The organism is Vibrio coralliilyticus ATCC BAA-450 (genome assembly GCF_000176135.1).
Classification (GTDB): domain Bacteria; phylum Pseudomonadota; class Gammaproteobacteria; order Enterobacterales; family Vibrionaceae; genus Vibrio; species Vibrio coralliilyticus.
In genome coordinates this window covers 706,237-727,989 of the sequence record NZ_ACZN01000018.1, presented here as the reverse complement: position 1 = coordinate 727,989, position 21,753 = coordinate 706,237, and the positions used below count along the sequence as shown (strand labels likewise).

Genomic DNA, 21,753 nt, shown 5'->3' with positions numbered 1-21,753 from the left:
GAATAAATCTTTTATTTGAGTGATATATGATCTATTATGACGAAGTGTCAAAAATGACGAATCGTCATGATTGTGGTTTATCGCAATATTATGATTCGTGTTACAATTAGAAAGTTAAGGAGCAACAGACGGGTACGGATCGAAATAATCATGTTTGGCTTTAGCTGTAAAAAAAGTGATAAAAAAGACGGCGTCCGTTGTGGTTTTGGGTTAACCAAGAAACAACAGGCCATTGCCGATAGAGAAATAGAGCTGATTCTACTGGCGAAAGCGCTGGTTCAAAAGGAAGGGTGGAGTAACCTGACCATGGACAAGCTAACGGCAGCAAGCCCTTACTCGAAAGGTACGATTTATAATCACTTTAGTAGTAAAGAAGACGCGATTGTTGCGCTTTGTATTCATTCTCTGAAAAGCGAAGCTGTGTTATTCGCCCGCGCTGCAGAATTTGAAGGCTGTACACGGGAAAAAATCATAGCGATGCATGTAGGCTATCGTATCTACACGCGCATGGAGCCGATTTTGTCCATGTGTGCACTAATGGCGAAAAATCCTTTTGTACTTGAGAAGGCGTCGCCAGAACGTGTTAAAGAGCTAAATGAGCTGGAAGAGCAAGTGATAGAAGGCGCCGATCAACTGGTTAACTACGCGGTTGAAAGTGGTGACCTCAAGTTCTCACCAGGTATCAGCTCAGATGCGATAGTGTTTGCCAATTGGTCGATTGCTTTTGGGTCAAATGCCCTTACGCAAAATGCGTCCAATAGCCATTGTATCAATCGCCTACAGGACCCGTTCTCAGTGCTCCATAATGCGAATATGCTGTTAGATGGGTTGAACTGGAAACCTCTCTCTAGTGAGTGGGATTACAAGAAAACCTGGCGCCGAGTAGAGCAGGAGCTATTTAGTCAAGAGATCGAATATCTCAACTCCGTCGGACGCTAATCTGCTTCAGCCTAAAATAAAGCCCGTTATGGGTTTTATTTGACTCTCTAAATGACGAATCGTCAAAAAAGACACTCGATAAGGTTTGAATAACTCAAACACGAGCTTTGTTACTTAAGTGCCAGCGTTAGCTGGTTTTTAAATAACAACTTTTGACGAAACGTCACAAACGGAGAGTGTGATGAAATCAGCCAACTCTAATCCAAATCAACCACATCCGTGGTTAACCTTACCTACCCGATTTAGCGGTTGGGTACTCCTACTGTCATTAGCACTGGTCACCGCTGCCACTTTTGGAGGAAAGAATCTTTATTTCCGTGGTGACTACAACATCTTTTTTGACGGAAAAAACCAACAACTGCTCGCCTATGAGGAAATACAAACCACTTTCGCCAAATCCGACAACATCGCAATCATCATTTCCCCCCAAAGCGGCAACGTTTTTGAGCCAAAAACTCTAGAACTGATTCAACAGCTTACCCAAGATGCCTGGCTAGTACCTTATTCAAGCCGAGTCGACTCCATTGCCAATTATCAGCATACCGAAGCCATTGAAGATGACCTGATTGTCGAGGATCTTCTGTTGGAAGATTATCCTCTTACGCCAGAACGCATCGAAAAGGTTAAGGCAATTGCTTTGTCTGAACCTGTGGTCAAGCACGCCCTGATCTCTGAAAAAGGCGATGTGACAGTGGTGAATGTCACTGTTCAGTTACCTGAAATTGATGAGACGACGGAAGCACTCGAAGTGGTTGCCGGAGTCGATGAACTGTTAAGCAAATATGGTGAGTTGTATCCTCATGTCGAGTTCCATAAAGCGGGGATCATTGCAATGAACCATGCTTTCATGGTCGCCGCTCAGGATGACAGCTCAACATTAGTGCCAGCCATGTTGCTGGTAATACTAGTATTTTTGACCATTATGCTGCGTTCCTTCCTGAGTGTGATAGCCACTCTGGTGGTGATCATCGGCTCAGTCGCCGCAACCATGGGGTTATCGGGTTGGGCTGGTATGTTCCTCAGTACAGCTACGGTCAATATTCCCACCTTAGTGATGACGTTGGCTGTAGCAGACTGCGTTCATGTTATCGCAACGATGCGTCAGAGCATGCAGAAAGGCCATTCTAAGCAGTACGCGATCGACCACAGTGTTTCGATTAACTTCATGCCGATCGTCATCACCTCTGTGACTACAGCGATTGGTTTCCTGATGATGAATATGTCGGATTCACCGGTATTGAGAGATTTCGGTAACTTGGCAGCGCTTGGTGTTATGTTGGCGTGCTTTCTGTCAGTCAGCTTGTTGCCAGCGCTACTCAAATTGCTACCAATTAAAGTGAAGCGAAAAGAGACCGATAATGGGAAAACCAGTGACTCGATGGATAAGCTTGGCGATTGGGTAGTGAATAACCGCAAAGCCTTGCTGCCTATTTCTGTTGTTGTCATTGCGGTATCTGCTGCACTGATTCCACTGAATAAGGTGAACGATGAATCGGTGAAGTATTTTGACTCGCGCAATGATTTTCGCCGCGCCGCAGATTTCATGGAAGAGCGCATCAGTGGCATGACAACCATCAGTATTGTGGTGAAAACCCATGAGTCCCAAGGGATTGCGGATCCTATTTTTCTCCAGACGATTAGCAACTTTACTGACTGGCTTCGTATGCAGCCAGAAACGGATCACGTCGCCACGCTTTCCGATGTCTATAAACGCCTGAACAAAAACATGCATGGCGATGATGACAGTTACTACAAACTGCCTCTGCAAAGAGAGCTCGCTGCACAATATTTGCTGTTGTATGAAATGTCACTGCCATATGGCCTTGATCTTAATAACCAGATTAATGTCGATAAATCGTCGATCAAACTGGTGGTGACCATCGACAACTTGGGCAGTGTTGAACTGGTCGATTTAGAGAATCGAATTTACGACTGGTTTAAGGCGAACGGCTCGCAGTACGGCGTGTTGGCTTCAAGCCCATCGCTGATGTTTGCACACATTGGTGAGACCAATATGGCAAGCATGCTGTCGACACTGCCTATTACTCTGATCTTGATTTCAGCTTTGATGATTTTTGCTCTGAGATCAATGCGACTTGGTGTGATCAGCATTGTACCTAACATGGCTCCGGCAGTTATTGGCTTTGGTTTATGGGCCTTGATCTCTGGCGAGATAAACCTAGGTCTGTCTGTGGTTGTCACGCTGACACTGGGTATCGTTGTTGATGATGCGGTCCACTTTCTTTCGAAATATCAACGTGCACGTAAACAAGGGCAAAACGCGGAACAAGCGGTTCGCTACGCCTTTCACACTGTAGGCCGAGCTCTATGGATCACCACCATTGTTCTGGTTGCAGGGTTCACTGTGCTGGCCATGTCCACGTTCAGACTTAATGCAGATATGGGCCAGCTGAGCGCCATGGTGATCTTTATTGCTCTTGTTGTTGACTTTGTTTTCCTACCAGCGCTGTTGATGCGCTTTGATACCGCGAGTTATGCGCAGGAAAACGAATCACTGACATCAGCCGCCACTTCAACTCAGCCAACAACGGCTCCTCAGACACAAAGTTAAGGGAATACACTATGAAACGTTCAAATTATTCATTGATCACATCGGTCGCGCTGTCTGCTTTGTTGACAATTGGCAGTCAGTCTATGGCGTTTGCCAACGCTGAAAAAGGTTTGGAAATTGCGACCGAACGCAAAGCACGAGATGAAGGCTGGGGTGACTCAATCGCAACCATGCAAATGGTGCTGAAAAACGCTCAAGGAGAGAGCAGTACTCGCGAAATGCGTATGAAGTCATTTGAAGTGGCTGATGACGGCGATAAAGGACTGACGATTTTCGATCAGCCAAGAGACGTCAAAGGAACGGCATTTCTCAACCACTCGCACACTATCGATGCTGATGACCAATGGTTATATCTACCAGCGCTTAAACGAGTTAAGCGGATTTCCTCACGCAATAAATCGGGCCCGTTTATGGGCAGTGAATTTGCTTATGAAGACTTGAGCTCGTTTGAGCTGGAGAAATACACCTTCACTTACCTCCGTGATGAAGAGTTCGGAGGGCGCAGCACTTTCGTTGTCGAGCAGATACCAACAGACAAAAACTCGGGTTACACCAAACAGCAAGTCTGGCTGGATAAAGCGCATTACCGACCAATGCAAGTTGAATTCTATGACCGAAAAGGGTCACTGCTGAAAACGCTTAAATTCGATGATTACCAGCTTTATCTAGATAAATATTGGCGTGCGCACACCATGGCGATGACGAACCATCAAACAGGCAAGAGCACGTTGCTTACTACTAGTGATCTCCAGTTTCAGACTGGTTTGAGAGCAAGAGATTTTGAGAAGAATATCCTCAAACGGGTGAAATAAGGATCGCTATGAGCAAAATATGGAATAAGACAGGTCGCCTCGCGGCCTGTGTATCACTGACGCTAGCTGCCTTACATTGCCATGGTTTCGAACTCTCAGGTCAGGTCAATCTTGAGCATAGACAGTTCTTTTCCGACGGACTTCAGGGGCAAGGTAAAGGTCAAAGTTCAATCGTCTTACAGCCTGAATTTTATTGGGAGATTGATGACAATTCAGATTTTACCTTCACGCCTTTTTATCGTTTAGACAGCGAAGATGATGAGCGAAGTCACGGCGACATTCGAGAAGCGCTTTATTTAACTTACTGGGATGACTACGAACTACGTGCCGGGATCGGAAAGGTTTTCTGGGGTGTTACTGAGTCTGCACATCTGGTCGATGTGGTGAATCAAACCGATGCGATTGAAGCGGTGGACGGCGAAGACAAGCTAGGGCAACCCATGTTGCACCTAACTTCAGTCAAAGATTGGGGAATTCTTGACGCGATGCTTCTTCCTTACTTCCGTGAGCGTACCTTTGCAGGCCAAGATGGGCGTTTGAGGACGACATTGCCAGTCTCAGAGGATGCGATTTATGAATCTTCTCATGAGGAGCAGCACGTTGATTATGCGGTGAGATACACCCAGATGTTTGGAGATTGGGATTTAGGGTTGAGCTACTTTCAAGGGACTAACCGCGATCCGTATTTCCGCCTTCAAGGGACTGACTTGAAGCCTTACTACGCGCAGGCGAAGCAAGTCGGCGTGGATATTCAAGGCATCGTAGGTGACTGGTTGTGGAAGCTCGAGAGTATCTATCGTGACAGTTTTGATCACCACATTGGGTTGGTTTCAGGATTTGAATACACCATTGTTGGTGCATTGGAAAGTGTTTGGGATGTTGGGCTTATCGCAGAGTATCTCTATGACAGTCGAGGTAACAATGCTCAAAGTACAGGTCAAAACGATGTGTTCATTGGTTCACGTTTCGAGCTGAACGATGAGGATGGTACCGAAATATTACTCGGATTCACACAGGATCTGGATAACAGTGATGTGTTCAGTGCTAAGTTGGAAGCGTCAAGTCGATTGACCAATCACCTTAAATGGCGAGTTGATGGGTGGTGGTTTGAGAATGACACACCTGACGACTTATTGTACTTTGCGCGTAAGGATGACTTCATTGAAGTGTCGTTAGAGTATTACTTCTAAGTGAGAGCTCAATAACACTTTTTAAACGTGATCTTTATTCCAAACTCTAGGGGGCTGATCCAGCTCCCTTTTTTGTATTTAAGTCCTTAGCATCGCTACATTCCTATGTAAAATCCATAAATCATTTATGGTTTTTATGCATCGTGCTGACAGTGCAATGTGATAAATATAATTCTGAAGGCTATTAGCGAATGAAGTCATTTCAATGGGATAACTGCTACGAAACCGGCTTAGACGATGTTGATGAACAACACCAATACCTAGTCGAGATCATCAATCGATATGGAGAGTTACTCACCAAGAATAATATGTCATTACAAGACATTCGCATGGCGCTGTTTGAATTATCTCGATACGCAGAATTTCATTTCAAGGAAGAAGAAGCGCTCATGCATTCGGTAGGGCTTCACCCCGCTCATATTGAAGGCCATATCAAAATACACCGTGCTTTTATGACGGATATTATCAGCATGCAGGCGTTCATCAGTGATGAAAACAAGAAAGCTTCTGAGCAGTTGTTTAACTTTCTGATTCATTGGTTGGCTTACCATATCCTTGGCATTGACCAGAATATGTCTCGTCAGGTTAAACAGGTTCAGGCGGGTGTGGATCCAAAGACCGCTTATGAGCGCGAAGAGAAGAAACAAGACAGCTCGACGGAGCCGCTTCTTAAGGCGCTTAATGGCTTGTTCGAACAGGTTTCTGACCGAAACAAAGAGCTGCTGGAACTGAATCAGTGCTTAGAAGATAAAGTGAAAGAACGGACTAAACAGTTATCCAAAGCGAATAAGCAGCTTGAAGAGCTATCTTTAACTGATCCACTCACTCAGCTTCCCAATAGACGCTGTGCTATTCGCAAACTGAAAGCATACTGGCATGAGTCAACCCTCAATCAAGAGCCTTTGGTGTGCATCATGATTGATGCTGACAACTTCAAACAGGTGAATGACAGTGCGGGGCACGACGCAGGCGATCGCTTGCTGGTGGAGTTAGCTCAGACGCTAAATGACTCATTTCGCAGTGATGATCTGGTGTGTCGTCTTGGCGGGGACGAGTTCTTCGTCATCTGCCCTAATACTGACGTCGAAGGAGGCGCGCATGTGGCGGAACAAACGAGACAAATTGTTGCTCAAATGCGTGTGCCCGCAGGTGATGACATCTGGTGTGGCAGCATTAGTGTCGGTGTGGCAGAGCGTACCTATGAAATGAGAGATTTCAACGATCTCATTAAGGGGGCAGATAACGCGGTCTACAAAGCCAAATCGCAAGGACGCAACTGTGTTGCGACGTGTGAGCAACCGCTCCATTCCTCTGCCTATGACACTTCACGCTAGCGTCTAATTTACCCAGTTTCCTCGTCGATACAGACCCAAATAGCTGAGCTTAATGAACTCGAACAATCATTAAGCTGTTTTTTTACCCAAAGAGAGGTCGAATCCCGATTTCAGATTGGATTTAGACCTCGCTTTCGTTACTATGTACAGCTATTTGAAAATACCAAAAATCCCTCGCGGGAACCCTTATGGAAACTACCTAAAGGTAGATGAGGAAACGATGCAACATCTAGAAGAGATCATTGCTAATGCGGGCGCAGCAATTGAAGCTGCTGATTCGCTAGTCGCACTTGATGAAGTGCGTGTTCAGTATCTAGGTAAGAAAGGTGAGCTAACGGCTCAACTTCAAAGCCTAGGTAAACTACCACCAGAAGAGCGCCGTACTGCTGGTCAAGAGATCAACAAAGCAAAAGGTGCAGTTCAACAAGCGATTGCCGCACGCAAAGACGCACTGCAACGTGCAGAGCTAGAAGCGAAGCTGGCTGAAGAAACTATTGACGTGACTCTACCGGGGCGTCGTATCGAGAACGGTGGTCTTCACCCTGTGACTCGTACAGTTGAGCGTATTGAACAGTTCTTTGGTGAGCTAGGCTTTAACACTGAGTCTGGTCCTGAGATTGAAGATGCATTCCACAACTTTGATGCACTAAACATCGCAGAAGATCACCCAGCGCGTACTGACCACGACACGTTCTTCTTTAACCCAGATCTAATGCTACGTACGCACACGTCTGGCGTTCAGATCCGTACGATGGAAAATGGTAAACCACCATTCCGCTTCATCGCACCGGGCCGTGTTTACCGTAACGACTACGACCAAACGCACACGCCAATGTTCCACCAAGTGGAAGGCATGCTAGTAGACGAAAACGTAAACTTCGCACAGCTAAAAGGCATCCTGCATGACTTCCTATGTAACTTCTTTGAAGAAGAAGTTGAAGTTCGTTTCCGTCCTTCTTACTTCCCGTTCACAGAGCCTTCAGCAGAAGTAGACGTGAAAGGTAAGAACGGCAAATGGCTTGAAGTTCTAGGCTGTGGCATGGTTCACCCGAACGTACTTCGCAGCGTAGGCATCGACCCTGAGAAATACTCTGGCTTTGCATTTGGTATGGGCGTTGAGCGTCTGACTATGCTTCGTTACGGCGTAAACGATCTTCGTGCGTTCTTCGAGAACGACCTTCGTTTCCTAAAACAGTTCAAGTAATCCAGGGGAACCATCACTATGAAATTTAGCGAATCTTGGCTTCGTGAGTGGGTAAACCCTGCGGTATCGACTGACGAACTTACACACCAAATCACAATGGCGGGTCTAGAAGTAGACGACGTACTACCTGTTGCTGGTTCTTTCACTGGCGTTAAAGTAGGTAAAGTGGTTGAGTGTGGTCAACACCCAGACGCTGACAAACTACGCGTAACCAAAGTAGATGTTGGCGCTGAAGAACTTCTAGACATCGTTTGTGGCGCATCTAACTGCCGCCTAGGTATCAAAGTTGCTGTAGCGACTGTTGGTGCTGTTCTACCAGGCGATTTCAAAATCAAAAAAGCAAAACTACGTGGTCAACCATCACACGGCATGCTGTGTTCATTCTCTGAGCTAGGCATCGACGTTGAATCTGATGGCATCATGGAACTAGCAGAAGACGCTGCAATCGGTACTGATTTCCGTGAATTCCTAGGTCTTGACGACGTAACAGTAGACGTAGACCTAACGGCTAACCGCGCTGACTGTTTCAGTATCCGTGGTATGGCGCGTGAAGTTGGCGTTCTAAACCGTGCAGACGTGACTGAGCCTGCGGTAAACCCAGTTGCTCCAGCGATTGACGACACTGTTTCTATCGAAGTGAAAGCACCTGCTGCATGTCCACGTTACCTTGGCCGTGTAGTTAAGAACGTAAACGTTCAAGCTGAAACACCACTTTGGATGCAAGAAAAACTGCGCCGTTGTGGTATCCGTTCTATCGATCCAGTAGTAGACATCACTAACTTCATTCTTCTAGAGCAAGGCCAGCCAATGCACGCATTTGATCTTGCTAAGATTGAAGGTGGCATCGTCGTTCGTATGGCAGAGCAGGGCGAGAAGCTAACTCTTCTAGACGGCAACGAAGCTGAGCTAAACGCAGATACTCTAGTTGTCGCAGACCACAACAAAGCACTTGCTATCGCAGGTATCTTCGGTGGTGAAGAGTCTGGTGTAACCACTGAGACTAAAGACGTACTACTTGAGTGTGCGTTCTTTGCACCAGACCACATCCGTGGCCGCGCGCGTAGCTACGGTCTACATACAGATTCTTCAATGCGTTTTGAGCGTGGTGTCGATTTCGCACTACAAACGAGCGCAATGGAGCGTGCAACAGAACTTCTTGTTGAGATCTGTGGCGGTGAAGTAGCCCCTGTTGTTGCTGAAGAGTCAGAAGCTGACCTACCAAAAGCAAACACAGTGTCACTACGTCGCACTAAGCTAGACAGCCTACTAGGTCACCACATTGCAGACAGCGATGTTGTTGAAATCCTAGAGCGTCTTGGCCTAACAGTATCAACAACTGACACTGGTTGGACAGCGACAGCACCGACATGGCGTTTTGATATCGCAATCGAGCAAGACTTAATTGAAGAAGTAGGTCGTATCTACGGTTACGATAACATTCCTAACCAAAACCCAGCGGCAGCACTTAAGATGCACGACCACGTTGAAGCGAACATTCCGCTAAAACGCGTTCGTAACCTACTAGTTGACCGTGGTTACCAAGAAGCAATCACTTACAGCTTCGTTGAGCCAGAGCAGCAAAAGCTTGTTGTTCCAGGTGTTGAGCCGCTAATTCTGCCATTCCCAATCTCTGCGGATATGTCAGCAATGCGCCTAGGCCTAATTCAAGGTCTACTAAACACTGTGGTTCACAACCAGAAACGTCAACAGCCACGCGTTCGTCTATTCGAATACGGCCTGCGTTTCATCCCATGTGAGTCTGCTGAAAACGGTATGCGCCAAGAGCCTATGCTTGCCGGTGTTATCGCAGGGACTCGCAGCGAAGAGCACTGGGACATAGAAACTAACACGGTTGATTTCTTTGATCTGAAAGGCGATCTAGAAGCGGTTCTTGAGCTTACAGCAAACGAAAACGCATACTCTTTTGCTGCGCTTTCGGCTGAAGATAAAGCAGCGAACCCAGCACTTCACCCAGGTCAATCTGCAGCAATCATCGTTGATGGTAAGCAAGTAGGTGTAATCGGTACCGTTCACCCAGAACTTGAGCGTAAGTTTGGTCTAAACGGCCGTACTATCGTATTCGAAGTGGAATGGTCTGCAATCAACACTAAAGTGATTCCAGAAGCGGTTCAGCTTTCTAAGTTCCCATCAAACCGTCGTGACATCGCGGTAGTTGTTGATGAAGCAGTAGCCTCTGGCGACATCGTTGCAGCGTGTCTAGAACAAGGTGGTGAGTTCCTGAAAGATGCCAAGCTGTTCGACGTATACGTTGGTAAAGGCGTTGAAGAAGGTAAGAAGAGCCTAGCAATTGCGCTAACACTACAGTCAGTAGAGCGTACGCTTGAAGATGCAGACATCGCTGGCGCGGTTGACGCAATCGTTGCTCACGTATCTGATAAGTTTGGTGCATCGCTACGCGACTAATCACTACTGATTAGATAGAAAATCAAAGGCCTCGCATAGCGAGGCCTTTTTGTTTGGGGCGATTAAGGAGCTAGGGTGTTAGCTCATTAGTGGACAAAAATGAGTTACGAAAAATTGAATATTAACAACTCATGAATAACTACAAGTATGGTAAGTCTAGCTGCAGGATAGCAGACTACTCATTTCTTTCAGTTTGCTTTTTTAGTATTGATTTCAATTCCCGAACCTCTGCTTTGAGCTCATGCACCTCTTCTAAGATCTGAACCTCCATCTTACGCTCGTTAGAAGTGTCCATGATCCACGAGGCGAGAACCGCGGTAAAGCTACCAAACATACCAACGCCAGTCGTGATTAAAACAATGGCAACAATGCGCCCTTCTAGAGTCACAGGGAAAAAGTCACCGTATCCAACCGTCGTGATGGTGACGAATGTCCACCAAAACGCATCACCAGCGGTGTGAATATTGGCACCCGGCATTTCTTTCTCAAGATAGAGAATATAAATAGAGCCAAACACCATCATCGTCAATGAAGTCACTACCATAAAATGCAGTGACGTGGACGCTTTGTTCTCATTGATTGCATGAGAAAACATAGAGATAGATTTGATTGCACGGATTAGGCGAAACACACGAATCAAACGAGCAAACTGGTTCATCTCCATTAACGGAATACAAGAGATAAGGTCAAGCCAGCCCCATTTCATGTATTCAAGCTTTGATGGCGCAGCACGATACTGCTGCACAAAATCGATAAAGAAGATCATGCAGATAAAGGTATCTACGTAAATCAATATCTGAAGAATTTCAGGCGGTAACTTAAAGATAAGTTCAATGGTTAATGAGACCACAACAAACAAAGACAGTATTAAGACTGCCAATTGAAAGCTTGTGATTTGTTCCGGTACTTTTGGTCGATACATAATGGCAATCCAGTGAACCGCAAAGTAGACTGCCCTGCGGTTCAAACAAAAGGGCTTAATCGAGCTATTGCTCAGCTTCTTCAGTCAGGGTTTTAAATGCAGTTCTCACAGGAATGAGGATCTGAGAGAACAATGCTGCTCCCCATACGACATTGGCTACAATTGAAGGAACAAACGACACAATAGCAAGCGTCACAAAGCACAGCGCAATACCAATATAACGAACTTTAGCAGTAGCAAAACGATGGGCCGTGCGAAGTTCAATAACGTTTTGAATCTGAAGCAAGCAATACAGGTATGTCGCCAAGCCTAAACAACCAATCAACGCATATTTGAATGGGTATTGATCCATAAAGCTAATCTTCACTTCCGCTGACAGTGCAACACCTATCATGACAGCAGAAAGCATCAAGAACAGGTGAGCGACCGTCCACTTGATGAATGTTTTCGGCTCATTATCACGCGGCTTGCCATTACCAACAAAATCAAAATAGATCCAACATAAAACGAAAATAGAGAGACCACCAAATGCGTAATTAACAAACACATCGCCAACCACATCATCGATGCCCTTTTCTGCAAGAGTAATGACAAGCTTAAAAAAGCCCTCGCCAGCAACGATAAGTAGTAGCAGTACAAAACGTTCCGCCATATGTCCAAAGCGCGGTAAGAATCGCTTGCTGTAAAGTACGCCAACTTTTGGCGCGACATACAACGCAGCTAAAATCACCATCCCGGCAGCAAAGACCATGTAGCTATATGGCGCAGGGAGAAACGCACTAATAAAGAAGATGACTGAGCCAATAGCAAAGTTTCGTGACATGCGACTTGGTAGACAAGTCTCACTATCTTCGACCGTTTTAGCCCTGAAATAGAGCAGTGACATAATCGCTCGGTTTATCGCGTAACCTATAGCAAAGTAAGCCCAACCAGCACCATCAATATGCACTATCGCTGATGACATGATCATAATGGTGATAATCTGCGCCGCCATAATGTAACGGTGCTGGACATCGGTGCTGACATAAATGGAGTTAAAAAGGCTTAAGTCAAACCAGGCAACCCAGATCACGGTAAACAGTGCAGCAAAAATGGCAAAACCACCAAAGCCAAGATGATGACTTAAGAAGTTCCCAAGAACAAAAATCGATACCACATGGGCTAAATCGTAAAAAAGCTCAATCCAATGCACATGATCATTGCTGCTATCTGCATCAAGATGATGTTTTGGTTTACGCCACAATGGGTGTTTTTGGGATAAATCCATACAGTTATGTCCTATAGGTTAGTACTCTATTCTGTTTATGTGGTTTATTATTGTAACCTCCTGCGATATTTCAAGTAGTATCCTTTTGGTAACCTATTTCTGCTTATCTATGCCTGCCCTTAACCCTTAAAAAATAAAGTGCCTATTAAACATCAACTTACTGTCAATTTTGCTGAAATTTATAGTGGTTACTAAAAGTTAACTAGTTGTAGTCTAATTCTAGGTAACCATAATAAACCGCAAGACAGCGAAATCATTATTCGCTCTGTAAACATCCAAATATTGAAGGGTTAATATCATGAGTAACGTTCTAATCATTAACGCACACGAACCATCTCCATTTTCTGAAGGCAAACTAAATGCGGCTTTAGTTGAGAAAGCTCGCACCCAGTTAGAATCAAAGGGCCACGAAGTTTGTGTAGTTACAATGCAAGATGACATCGTAGTTGATGAGCAACTGGCGAACTTTGAATGGGCAGACCGAGTGATCCTTCAATCACCTGTCAACTGGATGACCATCCCATGGTCTTTCAAGAAATACATGGATGAAGTATTCACTGCGGGGATGGGTGGTGCGCTATGTGCCTTTGATGGCAGAACGCCAGAAGAACCAAAGAAAAATTATGGAACAGGCGGGACTCGTACAAATACGAAATACATGCTTTCTTTCACATTCAATGCGCCAGAAGAATCATTCAATGATGATAGCGAATACCTATTCCAAGGTTGTAGTGTTGATGACTTGATGTTCCACATGCACGCAAACTTCCGCTTCTTTGGCATGTCTGCACTGCCAACCTTTGCTTGCTACGACGTTATGAAAAACGCAGACATTGAGAACGACTTTGCTCGCTTTGAAGCGCACCTAGACGCTAACTTCTAAGGAGATAACCATGAGCACTGAGTTTACTTGTTACAACGCCGAAACCGCACCTGAAGAGTCTAAAGCTCTGGTAGAACAGTCTCTTAAAGGCTTTGGCATGCTACCCAATCTGCACGCAGTTCTTGCTGAAGCACCAGCGACGTACGAAGCATACAACACGGTTTTCGAACTGTTTATCAAGAACACAACATTCAGCCCGCTAGAGCAGCAGGTGGTCTTCATGACAGCGAACTTTGAGAACAACTGTCACTACTGCGTTCCGGGTCATACATGGATGATGAAAGCAGGCAAAATGCCAGATGAAGCGATTGAAGCGCTGCGCGAAGGTACTCCAATTCCTGATGTGAAGTTACAAGCGTTGCATGATTTTACCAAAGAGCTGCTTGATAACCGTGGTCATATTGGTGATGAAAGACTGCAAGCCTTCCTAGATGCAGGTTTCACCAAGCGTCAAGCACTTGAAGTATTGACGGGTTTGTCTGCAAAGCTTATCTCGAACTTCACTAACGCACTGGCACATACTGAACCTGATGCGCCATTCCAAAAATATGCGTGGACGCATCCTAACGAGCGTTAATCTAAATCAACAGCAATAACACCACTCAAGTACTGTTTGCGTAACGCCTACAGTACTTTCTAATAAGGAATCATCATGAGTAATATGATTAAACTAGACATTATTAGTGATGTCGTTTGCCCTTGGTGCATTATTGGTTACAACCACTTACAAGCCGCTATTAAAGAGCTTGGCATTGAAGACCGCATCGAGATTGAATGGCAACCTTTTGAGCTCAATCCGGATATGCCTGCTGAGGGAGAAAACCTTCGTCAGCACGTTGCACGTAAATATGGCAGTAGTGTAGAGGAAAGTAAAAACGCGCGTATTCGTATCGCCAGCATTGGCGCGGAGCATGGCTTCAAGTTTAACTACTTTGATGACATGAAGATGGTGAACACATTTGACGCACACCTTCTACTTGATTACGCCAAGAGTTTGGGCAAGCAGACTGAACTAAAAATGCGTTTATTTACCGCATTTTTCAGTGAGCAGAAAGACGTCTCTGACCGCGAGATTCTCAAGCAAGAGCTAATCTTTGTAGGCCTTGACCCTGAAGAAGGAATGCGCTGGCTAAATGATGCGGAGCAACGTAGTGCGATACGTAACGCAGAGAAACAATGGCAGCAAATGGGTGTTTCAAGTGTGCCAACGGTCGTCTTCAACCGTGAGTCTGGCGTTTCTGGGGCGCACCCAGTTGAAGGTTATAAACAAATCCTATCTGAACTGATGGCTAAGGCGGATGCAGAATAATGCTTTGCCGTTTTCATCCAGACGAGGTAGACATTCTCACGCCCATAACTAGGTTACTAAAAGTATACCAGTTGCAACTGGTTTCCTAGTGGCTTATCTTTTTATCTACTTTTATCTACTTAGTTGTAAACCCAATTCAAGGAGTCGAGATGACATACTCACAGAAGCTCAAAGCCGGTGACACTTTCCCTACATTAGAAGCAACAACCTTGGATGGGACCAAAGTTACGCTAGGTCAGCCTCTAGGTGATGCAACATGGCAAGCGGTGTTTATCTATCGTGGTAAGCATTGCCCGCTTTGCACCAAATACCTTAACGAAATTGAGACTCACAAGCAGGCCTTCAGCGATGCAGGCGTTGATATTTTGGCTGTCTCTGCCGATTCAAAACAACAATTAGAACAACATCTAGAAAAGCTCGATATCAGTTTCCCTATTGCTTATGGTCTAAGTGAGCAACAAATGAAGACGTTAGGGCTTTATATTTCTCTACCGCGTTCAGAAGCAGAAACTGACCATAACTTTGCAGAGCCGGGGCTGTTTGTCGTCAATGAGCACGGCAATGTCCATGTAGTTGACCTATCAAACAACCCATTTGTAAGGCCAGAGCTTGGCGCATTAACTCGCGGTCTAGCCTGGATTCGTGATCCAAATAACCATTACCCAATCCGAGGAACGCTAGACTACTAAGTCTCAAACCTCACAAGGCAAGAATGAAAAAAGGCAATCTAGTAACAGGTTGCCTTTTTGTATCGGTTGTTCAGTGATTGTTTGAACCAACACTACATAGCCGAACATCATTTAATCTGAATATTGTTACTTTCAGACCACTTCCTCAATTCATCAAGAATTGTCAGAGCGCTTGTGCCAAACTCAGTCAGCTCATAACTCACCGCTAGTGGCTTGTCATTGATCACGCGACGTACCACCATATTTTCACTTTCTAGCTCTTTTAGGCGTTGGTCAACCATCTTCTTACTGGCTCCGCCCAACATTCTTGTAAGATCATTAAATCTGACTGGGCCGTCTTTCAGATGATAGATGATGGAACCTTTCCACTTAGAACCCAAGATCCGCATGCCTTTTTCTATCGCACAAGGCTCAGAGCAGGCATCGATAACATTTTTACGCCCTCTTGGATCTACTTCTACTCTTGCTTTCATACAATCTCACAAATCAAGAAACCAGATAGCAGGGGTTCATTCATTGAAAGAAGCCACAAGTCCCTAGTTTAAGTTTTACACTATAGTAGCACTATGCGCTGATTGAATTAAGTTCTCAGTAGAGGCAATTAGCGACCCCTGCTGGTCTTGTTAATTAAAATAGCTCATTAAGGTGCGATTCAAAGCGTGCAAAGTCATTTTCAATATCGCCATTCTTCATCACGTCATAACAAGCGAAAGTCGGCAATGCTGACATACCAAAGAAACGAAAGTTAGCGTGCATGTGGAACATTAAATCATCCACACCTTTACCTTGGAATAAGAATTCATCTTGATCATCAAAAGATTCTTTTGGTGCGTTGAATGTCAGTGAAAGCATATATTTGGTGTTAGTACGCGTGCCACCTGTACCATAGTTCTTAGTTGGCTCTTCTGCGCTACGACCATCAAAAGCACACAATTCGCCGCCCATACCAGCAGTGAATACTTCATCCATATATTTTTTGAAAGACCAAGGGATCGTCATCCAGTTTACTGGGGATTGCAGAATAACACGATCAGCCCACTCAAAATGCGCTAACTGTTCATCAACGACCCATTCCTCTTGCATGGTTACGATACGAACTGAATGACCTTTCTGCTCTAATAATGTCGCCGCTTTATCTACCAAAGAAGCGTTAAGTTTACCTTCTGAGAATGGTGATGGTTCGTGGGCATTGATGATAAGAACGTTACTCATAGCTAATTACTCCGCAAAAAATAGATTGGATACACAAATGAAACCCTCGTATCTTGTGTCTTGCGGTATATATTAGTTACCTGATATTGGATTACAATTAGTATACTTTTAGTAACCTACTCTTAAGAGTATATGGAATGACTCATATAGGGTCACAGACTGTCAGAGACTAGCTAATTGGAACCCTAAGAAATAGGGCTCCTTTCAACTAACAATCAGTGTCTTCTGAAAGTAATAATGCATCTTCTAGTTCAACACCAAGATAGCGAATCGTGTTATCTACCTTTGTATGTCCCAGTAAAAGCTGCACCACTCGAATGTTTTTCGTTTTTGCATAGACTAATGTAGCTTTGGTTCGCCTCATTGAGTGAGTACCATAAAGATGAGAATCCAACCCAAGATCTGATGCCCACTTTCTGACTAGGGACCTATAGTACGAATAACTAATTGGTTGTTGCTCTCGTCTTTGGCTTGGAAAAAGAAAATCGCTGGCGTCTAAAGCAGAAATCAAAATCCATTTCATTAGACTTTGTTGAGTTCTTGTAGTTATTTCAAATTGAACTTCAATGTCTGTTTTTCGTTGAGTATGCTTAGCACGACTGAATATCCTACCTTGAGAAGATACATCGCAAACCCTGAGCGAGAGCAAGTCACTTGCTCTAAGTTTGCTATCAATAGCTAAGTTAAGTAGCGCAAGCTGCATCAAACTATTTTCAATCTCTAGTCTGGTTCTGATCCGCCAAATTTCCTCAAGCCGAAAAGGCTTTTTGACGCCACTTCGTTTTGTTTTGTTGAAAACCACCATAATGACCTCCTCCTTATTTGGTCATCACGATTGTAGTTGGAAGGAAATGGGCAAAACTGATTGTATAATTAATCATTAGTAAAAGTAGGTCACTAGTGATGCAATAAACAAGTCAATATTGTTGCGCTAAGTAACTTTGGGGCAAAAATGATTTGGCTAGTCATCACCTCAGAAACCAAAGGCCTCGCTATTGCGAGGCCTTAGTTTTTACAGATATAGCCGAGAGGTTAAATACCCATTGGTTTTAACTCGGCGTCTAGCGGTTAGCGAAAGCTAGGGATAATCGCAGGAATCCCTGGTAGAAGCCCAACTAACGCCATCACACTGGTTAGCACCACAAACATAATGCCAGGCAACACCCAACGGCTCATTTTACTCAGTTCACCGCTACGTTCTTTACAACCGACTAAACCTAAGTTGTCTAACAGCATAGTGAGCGACCAACCAAATGCAGGGTTTACTAGCGCTGATGAAAACACAACGATTGCGGCAGATTGAGTGGTTTTCCCTTCGCGCGTCATTTCCATGCCAGCTTCTAGCAATGGGACGAATACACCAACGATTAGTGCAACACAAAGTACAGGTTGCCAGATAGCTAAATCCATCGGGTAGCCCCAAATTGCGGCGATGATACAAAATAGCGCCGTCAGCAAAGCACCCGCAGGAATAGGGCGTTTAGCTATTGCTGCTGGCACGATGTAAGTCCCCCATGAAGAGGTAAAGTTAGTACCACCAAGAAGAGAACCAAACGTCTGACGAATAGAAGCCGTGGTCATGGTATCGTCAATGTTCATGTGTACTTTTTCCGTACGTTCCGGGTAGCTGATTTTTTGAAAGACTTGATGCCCTAAGAAGTCCGGTGACCACATAGCCACTGCTAAAATCGCAAACGGCAATACCACCATGAAATGTTCAATTGTCGGTAGGCCTAGCATCCAACCTGTATTCTCCCCCCACCAATACATAGGGTTCATGTTAGGTAAACCAGGCTCGGTTTGGAAAGAAAACGGTGCGCCCATAGCAAAAGCTAACGTGCCACCCAGCAAGCAACTAAGAGGTACTGCTAGCCAACGCTTACGGAAATGTTCCAATAGCGCATACAAAATAATGGTACAAAAGATCACAACAAAAGCGATGTGACTCATACCAATTCCTTCAGCCCAGGCGAATAGCTTTTTGACTTGAGAAACGGTCCCAACAAAGCCTAGGTAGAGCAATAAGCCACCGCACACACCTTTACTGGTGAGATTTGCCAGCATGCTGCCACCTTTACTGATGGCCAACAATAAGCCAAACGCGCCAATCAGCAAGCCAAAGGCCATCGGGTGTCCGCCAGCGGCAACAACAATCGGAATCAAAGGGATAAGTGGTCCGTGTGTACCTGCGAGGTTAGCGGTTGGCAGTAAAAAACCAGAGAAAAGAATAATGAACACTGAAGCGATAAGTAATTCATAACGAACATTTTCTAGAATAAACCCTTCGTTTAGCCCTAGAGCTCCGGCAAAGGTTGCTGCAATAGCGCCCACCATTACCACTTTACCAATGGTCGCCGCCATTGCTGGGATGGTGTCTTCAACCTCAAATCGATAATCTTTAAACGGCAAATTTGGGCGCCAGCGTTTAGGCGACATAATTTGCAATTCGTGCTCTAGGTACTGCTCTCGAGACTCAAATTCAGAGCTTGGTTTGTGTTGTTGTTCATAAGTTAGTTGATCCTCATTGGGTTGAGGCTTATCTGTTCTTATATGTGTGGACTCTAAAGTACTGCTCATTTTGATTCCTTTCGTTCACACTCTGAGGTGTGTTGTTCCAACAAACGTAATTTACTCCCGATATTAAGAGGTAGCGGAGTAGTTAGTGTTTGCTACAAAGAATGCGACAAATCTCTATTAGGTGTAACTTGAGTTATTATCAAAAAGTGAAGATGACTGACTAAGAATAGGGTCGGAAACAAGCAAGAATATCGTTGGTATTGGTGTAAAGAGCTTGAGGTTCACTATTAAAGATAAAGAACAAGTTACCCTATAAATAAACGCAATTATTGAAGTTGTTAGTACCTTAAACCAAACTGAAAAAAACAAATAGTCTCAGTGAGTTAGACATTAGTCGTAGAGTTAGCCTAAAGTATGAAGAGGTTAGATTTTAAGGTAAGAAGAGCCTAGCAATCGCACTGACGCTACAGTCAGTTGAGCGTACGCTAGAAGATGCTGATATTGCTGTTATGGTTGACGCTATCGTTGCTCACGTATCTGAGAAGTTTGGTGCGTCACTTCGCGACTAATTACTTGTGATTAGATAGAAAAAACCCTGCTCAATCAGCAGGGTTTTTTTATTGCTATTAGTAATGAACTAGTCGTTATTTGGCCTTGGCATCAGGACATAAATCAACGTCAGAATGATAAACATAGCGAAGGTGTATGCCTTCATCTGGCCATTCCATGAGTTTGCCCACATCGAGAACCACTCAGCGCCAACCACGCCAAAACCGAAATACCACACACCTAAAGCGACGGTGACACCGGCTACATAGAAAGCCTGACCTTTGGAGAATCCGGCCGCTTCACGTTTGAAGAACATAATTACCGCGCCGACAACGCATAAAGCGCCCGCAAGGAACTCAAGTGCGATGATCAGATTGTAAAACACAGTGTGAAGTGTCGGAGAAGTGATCGCACGTCCATACAGATTATCGCCTGTAAAAAATGCCTTCATTTGGTCCATAGCCAATACGTGTTGCACAAATTGGAAGTTTGTATTGTAGTCAATCACATTGTTATAGCTGACCAGTACGCAGAATACCCCCACATACATCGCGACAACGGCTTTCGAAATATCGAGAACCAAGCTTAATCTCATAGCACAACCTCATTTACAGTTATTGTTTGTTTTGAAATAGTAAATTTGTTCATTCCGATACGCTCACTTCGATTGTATTCAGGAATGGAGTGATCAAATCCATAAGCGGTTGCTGGCGCCATGTACTGCGTAACACCTTCTTTGGTGCAGGTAATATGATCATGGCCATGACCACAAATAACTTCTCTGACGCCAGATTGCTTAAGGATGTTGAATATCTGTTGGTCGTTCTCAAGGCAGATGGCCTTCATCCACTCTGAGCCAACACGAATGACAGGGTGATGTACGACCACAATAGGTTTTTTTTTCTTACGGATTTGCTTTCTCAGGTGAGCGATACCGCGATTGTCTATTCTGCCTGAGCCGAGAGGGTGCTGAGCATCAATAGGTTTCTGACTTGAGTCGAGGAAGACGAAATGACGCCCTGCAATCTCACATTGATCCACCACCTGAATCAAAGAGCCCTTCAGCTCATCTTTCATCAAAACGATATCATCATGGTTACCTGCAATGGCATAAACCTGTTTTTTGCTATCAACGTGCTGGGAAACAAAACTCAGCAGCTTTGTATAATCGCCTGATTTAGGGCCACAGCAGATATCACCGGTCAGCAGAATTGTGTCGCAATCACTATCAGCATTTGCAACATTCAGCGCCTTCTCAAGGTTTTGAAAGCTCGACTCATCGCTCAAATGGCAATCGCTAATTTGAAACACAGTACTCATGTTTGTTCCTGATCAGGTTAATTATTAAGAGGGTTGGCCCCAGCAGAACCAGCTGTGCAACCAGCTTTTTAATGCTCGCCCAGAACATAATGTCCATCAGTAGGCTGCTTGCTTTAACACCCCAGAAAGCCAGGATGAGGAAGAGGTTTACATCCGCGAGTGCGACGATTAGCGTGGCCAACGCAATTCTGATTGCGATGCTTTCAATCTTCAGTGAGTTAAATAGCACACCAAACAGGAACATTGAGACGAAGTAGGCACACAATGAGGATAAGTAAATTCGGTAATTACTGAGATTGTAGATTAGGTCAAAACTCTTGTTGTAAGTCGACTCGGCATTGACACCGGGCAGAATCGCCGCAATGTACATCAGGCTGATAAACGACAGATAACCGAAATAGGCAAAGGTAATACATTTGAAGTACACGTCCGGAGAACGCGTCGCCATGATGATGGAAGAGAAAAGGTAAACAAACGGGTAGGTGAAGAATCCCGCCGTAAGATGGATGCCGAAGAATTCAACAGCTTTTGCTGCGGCCATGTTTGAAGCAGTTAGGAAACAGAACAGCCCTAGAGTCGCGAGCATGGTCGACTTTTCTAGTACGTTCAT

General features: G+C 44.8%; 20 protein-coding genes and 1 pseudogene. 12 read left to right on the top strand and 9 right to left on the bottom strand.

Annotation, left to right across the window (positions count from 1 at the left end):
* Positions 1 to 150: 150 nt before the first annotated feature.
* The 7 genes from VIC_RS22670 (at position 151) to pheT (ending at position 10,475) form a co-directional block, all read left to right on the top strand.
* On the top strand, positions 151 to 939 hold the full coding sequence (locus VIC_RS22670) for a TetR/AcrR family transcriptional regulator (RefSeq protein ID WP_006962710.1): 789 nt from the start codon (positions 151 to 153) through the stop codon (positions 937 to 939).
* Between the two features lie 181 nt (positions 940 to 1,120).
* A complete protein-coding gene (locus VIC_RS22665; protein WP_006962709.1) occupies positions 1,121 to 3,511 on the top strand; it encodes an efflux RND transporter permease subunit in 2,391 nt (796 codons plus the stop codon).
* 11 nt (positions 3,512 to 3,522) lie between these two features.
* A complete protein-coding gene (locus VIC_RS22660; RefSeq protein WP_006962708.1) occupies positions 3,523 to 4,323 on the top strand; it encodes an outer membrane lipoprotein-sorting protein in 801 nt (266 codons plus the stop codon).
* Positions 4,324 to 4,331: 8 nt separating this feature from the next.
* On the top strand, positions 4,332 to 5,513 hold the full coding sequence (locus tag VIC_RS22655) for a hypothetical protein (protein ID WP_006962707.1): 1,182 nt from the start codon (positions 4,332 to 4,334) through the stop codon (positions 5,511 to 5,513).
* A gap of 191 nt (positions 5,514 to 5,704) precedes the next feature.
* On the top strand, positions 5,705 to 6,847 hold the full coding sequence (locus tag VIC_RS22650; protein ID WP_006962706.1) for a GGDEF domain-containing protein: 1,143 nt from the start codon (positions 5,705 to 5,707) through the stop codon (positions 6,845 to 6,847).
* Between the two features lie 220 nt (positions 6,848 to 7,067).
* Positions 7,068 to 8,051 (top strand): phenylalanine--tRNA ligase subunit alpha, encoded by a 984-nt coding sequence (gene pheS, locus VIC_RS22645; RefSeq protein WP_006962705.1) that lies wholly within the window; start codon positions 7,068 to 7,070, stop codon positions 8,049 to 8,051.
* Between the two features lie 18 nt (positions 8,052 to 8,069).
* A complete protein-coding gene (gene pheT / locus VIC_RS22640) occupies positions 8,070 to 10,475 on the top strand; it encodes a phenylalanine--tRNA ligase subunit beta (RefSeq protein WP_006962704.1) in 2,406 nt (801 codons plus the stop codon).
* 175 nt (positions 10,476 to 10,650) lie between these two features.
* Here pheT and VIC_RS22635 read toward each other — a convergent pair whose 3' ends face one another.
* Together VIC_RS22635 and VIC_RS22630 are read right to left on the bottom strand one after the other, a co-directional pair.
* On the bottom strand, positions 10,651 to 11,397 hold the full coding sequence (locus tag VIC_RS22635; RefSeq protein WP_006962703.1) for an ion transporter: 747 nt from the start codon (positions 11,395 to 11,397) through the stop codon (positions 10,651 to 10,653).
* Between the two features lie 64 nt (positions 11,398 to 11,461).
* Entirely contained in the window at positions 11,462 to 12,664 is a 1,203-nt protein-coding gene (locus tag VIC_RS22630; RefSeq protein ID WP_006962702.1) for a low temperature requirement protein A, read from the bottom strand.
* 298 nt (positions 12,665 to 12,962) lie between these two features.
* On the opposite strand from VIC_RS22630, the gene VIC_RS22625 reads away from it, so the two are divergent.
* The 4 genes from VIC_RS22625 to VIC_RS22610 all read left to right on the top strand — a co-directional run bounded on the left by VIC_RS22625 (position 12,963) and on the right by VIC_RS22610 (position 15,545).
* Complete coding sequence (locus tag VIC_RS22625) at positions 12,963 to 13,547, top strand: NAD(P)H-dependent oxidoreductase (protein ID WP_006962701.1); 585 nt, start codon at positions 12,963 to 12,965, stop codon at positions 13,545 to 13,547.
* Between the two features lie 10 nt (positions 13,548 to 13,557).
* The gene (locus VIC_RS22620) at positions 13,558 to 14,124 is read left to right on the top strand and encodes a carboxymuconolactone decarboxylase family protein (protein ID WP_006962700.1); all 567 of its coding nucleotides are present in this window, start codon (positions 13,558 to 13,560) and stop codon (positions 14,122 to 14,124) included.
* A 75-nt stretch (positions 14,125 to 14,199) separates the two neighbouring features.
* Entirely contained in the window at positions 14,200 to 14,856 is a 657-nt protein-coding gene (locus tag VIC_RS22615) for a DsbA family oxidoreductase (RefSeq protein ID WP_006962699.1), read from the top strand.
* Between the two features lie 149 nt (positions 14,857 to 15,005).
* On the top strand, positions 15,006 to 15,545 hold the full coding sequence (locus tag VIC_RS22610) for a redoxin domain-containing protein (RefSeq protein WP_006962698.1): 540 nt from the start codon (positions 15,006 to 15,008) through the stop codon (positions 15,543 to 15,545).
* A gap of 107 nt (positions 15,546 to 15,652) precedes the next feature.
* On the opposite strand, the gene VIC_RS22605 is transcribed toward VIC_RS22610, so the two are convergent.
* The 4 genes from VIC_RS22605 to VIC_RS22590 all read right to left on the bottom strand — a co-directional run bounded on the left by VIC_RS22605 (position 15,653) and on the right by VIC_RS22590 (position 19,334).
* Positions 15,653 to 16,018, bottom strand: coding sequence for a winged helix-turn-helix transcriptional regulator (locus tag VIC_RS22605; RefSeq protein ID WP_006962697.1), 366 nt, complete (start codon positions 16,016 to 16,018; stop codon positions 15,653 to 15,655).
* Between the two features lie 154 nt (positions 16,019 to 16,172).
* Positions 16,173 to 16,757: an NAD(P)H-dependent oxidoreductase gene (locus VIC_RS22600; RefSeq protein ID WP_006962696.1), complete on the bottom strand. Its 585-nt coding sequence runs from the start codon at positions 16,755 to 16,757 to the stop codon at positions 16,173 to 16,175.
* Positions 16,758 to 16,965: 208 nt separating this feature from the next.
* The gene (locus VIC_RS22595; protein ID WP_010451980.1) at positions 16,966 to 17,562 is read right to left on the bottom strand and encodes a tyrosine-type recombinase/integrase; all 597 of its coding nucleotides are present in this window, start codon (positions 17,560 to 17,562) and stop codon (positions 16,966 to 16,968) included.
* Positions 17,563 to 17,825: 263 nt separating this feature from the next.
* Positions 17,826 to 19,334, bottom strand: coding sequence for a DUF3360 domain-containing protein (locus VIC_RS22590; protein ID WP_006962695.1), 1,509 nt, complete (start codon positions 19,332 to 19,334; stop codon positions 17,826 to 17,828).
* 374 nt (positions 19,335 to 19,708) lie between these two features.
* Between VIC_RS22590 and VIC_RS26630 the strand changes: the two are divergent.
* Positions 19,709 to 19,843: pseudogene (locus tag VIC_RS26630) on the top strand (phenylalanine--tRNA ligase subunit beta-related protein); the annotation flags it as partial.
* A 68-nt stretch (positions 19,844 to 19,911) separates the two neighbouring features.
* Here the strand turns inward: VIC_RS26630 and VIC_RS22585 are convergent.
* Genes VIC_RS22585 through VIC_RS22575 form a run of 3 tightly spaced genes read right to left on the bottom strand, consistent with a single transcriptional unit; the run spans position 19,912 to position 21,753 of the window.
* Entirely contained in the window at positions 19,912 to 20,418 is a 507-nt protein-coding gene (locus VIC_RS22585; protein ID WP_006962694.1) for a DUF2165 family protein, read from the bottom strand.
* Positions 20,415 to 21,143 carry a metallophosphoesterase family protein gene (locus tag VIC_RS22580; protein WP_006962693.1) on the bottom strand — a complete coding sequence of 243 codons (729 nt, stop codon included), beginning with the start codon at positions 21,141 to 21,143 and terminating at the stop codon, positions 20,415 to 20,417. The genes VIC_RS22585 and VIC_RS22580 overlap by 4 nt, the downstream gene beginning before the upstream one ends.
* Positions 21,121 to 21,753, bottom strand: a complete 633-nt coding sequence (locus VIC_RS22575) for a queuosine precursor transporter (protein ID WP_006962692.1) — start codon at positions 21,751 to 21,753, stop codon at positions 21,121 to 21,123. The genes VIC_RS22580 and VIC_RS22575 overlap by 23 nt, the downstream gene beginning before the upstream one ends.

What these genes read in the sequence shown, in the direction of transcription:
- VIC_RS22670 (WP_006962710.1), top strand. Translation starts at nt 151, where the DNA reads ATGTTTGGCTTTAGCTGTAAAAAAAGTGATAAAAAAGACGGCGTCCGT.
- VIC_RS22665 (WP_006962709.1), top strand. Translation starts at nt 1,121, where the DNA reads ATGAAATCAGCCAACTCTAATCCAAATCAACCACATCCGTGGTTAACC.
- VIC_RS22660 (WP_006962708.1), top strand. Translation starts at nt 3,523, where the DNA reads ATGAAACGTTCAAATTATTCATTGATCACATCGGTCGCGCTGTCTGCT.
- VIC_RS22655 (WP_006962707.1), top strand. Translation starts at nt 4,332, where the DNA reads ATGAGCAAAATATGGAATAAGACAGGTCGCCTCGCGGCCTGTGTATCA.
- VIC_RS22650 (WP_006962706.1), top strand. Translation starts at nt 5,705, where the DNA reads ATGAAGTCATTTCAATGGGATAACTGCTACGAAACCGGCTTAGACGAT.
- pheS (WP_006962705.1), top strand. Translation starts at nt 7,068, where the DNA reads ATGCAACATCTAGAAGAGATCATTGCTAATGCGGGCGCAGCAATTGAA.
- pheT (WP_006962704.1), top strand. Translation starts at nt 8,070, where the DNA reads ATGAAATTTAGCGAATCTTGGCTTCGTGAGTGGGTAAACCCTGCGGTA.
- VIC_RS22635 (WP_006962703.1), bottom strand. Translation starts at nt 11,397, where the DNA reads ATGTATCGACCAAAAGTACCGGAACAAATCACAAGCTTTCAATTGGCA.
- VIC_RS22630 (WP_006962702.1), bottom strand. Translation starts at nt 12,664, where the DNA reads ATGGATTTATCCCAAAAACACCCATTGTGGCGTAAACCAAAACATCAT.
- VIC_RS22625 (WP_006962701.1), top strand. Translation starts at nt 12,963, where the DNA reads ATGAGTAACGTTCTAATCATTAACGCACACGAACCATCTCCATTTTCT.
- VIC_RS22620 (WP_006962700.1), top strand. Translation starts at nt 13,558, where the DNA reads ATGAGCACTGAGTTTACTTGTTACAACGCCGAAACCGCACCTGAAGAG.
- VIC_RS22615 (WP_006962699.1), top strand. Translation starts at nt 14,200, where the DNA reads ATGAGTAATATGATTAAACTAGACATTATTAGTGATGTCGTTTGCCCT.
- VIC_RS22610 (WP_006962698.1), top strand. Translation starts at nt 15,006, where the DNA reads ATGACATACTCACAGAAGCTCAAAGCCGGTGACACTTTCCCTACATTA.
- VIC_RS22605 (WP_006962697.1), bottom strand. Translation starts at nt 16,018, where the DNA reads ATGAAAGCAAGAGTAGAAGTAGATCCAAGAGGGCGTAAAAATGTTATC.
- VIC_RS22600 (WP_006962696.1), bottom strand. Translation starts at nt 16,757, where the DNA reads ATGAGTAACGTTCTTATCATCAATGCCCACGAACCATCACCATTCTCA.
- VIC_RS22595 (WP_010451980.1), bottom strand. Translation starts at nt 17,562, where the DNA reads ATGGTGGTTTTCAACAAAACAAAACGAAGTGGCGTCAAAAAGCCTTTT.
- VIC_RS22590 (WP_006962695.1), bottom strand. Translation starts at nt 19,334, where the DNA reads ATGAGCAGTACTTTAGAGTCCACACATATAAGAACAGATAAGCCTCAA.
- VIC_RS22585 (WP_006962694.1), bottom strand. Translation starts at nt 20,418, where the DNA reads ATGAGATTAAGCTTGGTTCTCGATATTTCGAAAGCCGTTGTCGCGATG.
- VIC_RS22580 (WP_006962693.1), bottom strand. Translation starts at nt 21,143, where the DNA reads ATGAGTACTGTGTTTCAAATTAGCGATTGCCATTTGAGCGATGAGTCG.
- VIC_RS22575 (WP_006962692.1), bottom strand. Translation starts at nt 21,753, where the DNA reads ATGAACGTACTAGAAAAGTCGACCATGCTCGCGACTCTAGGGCTGTTC.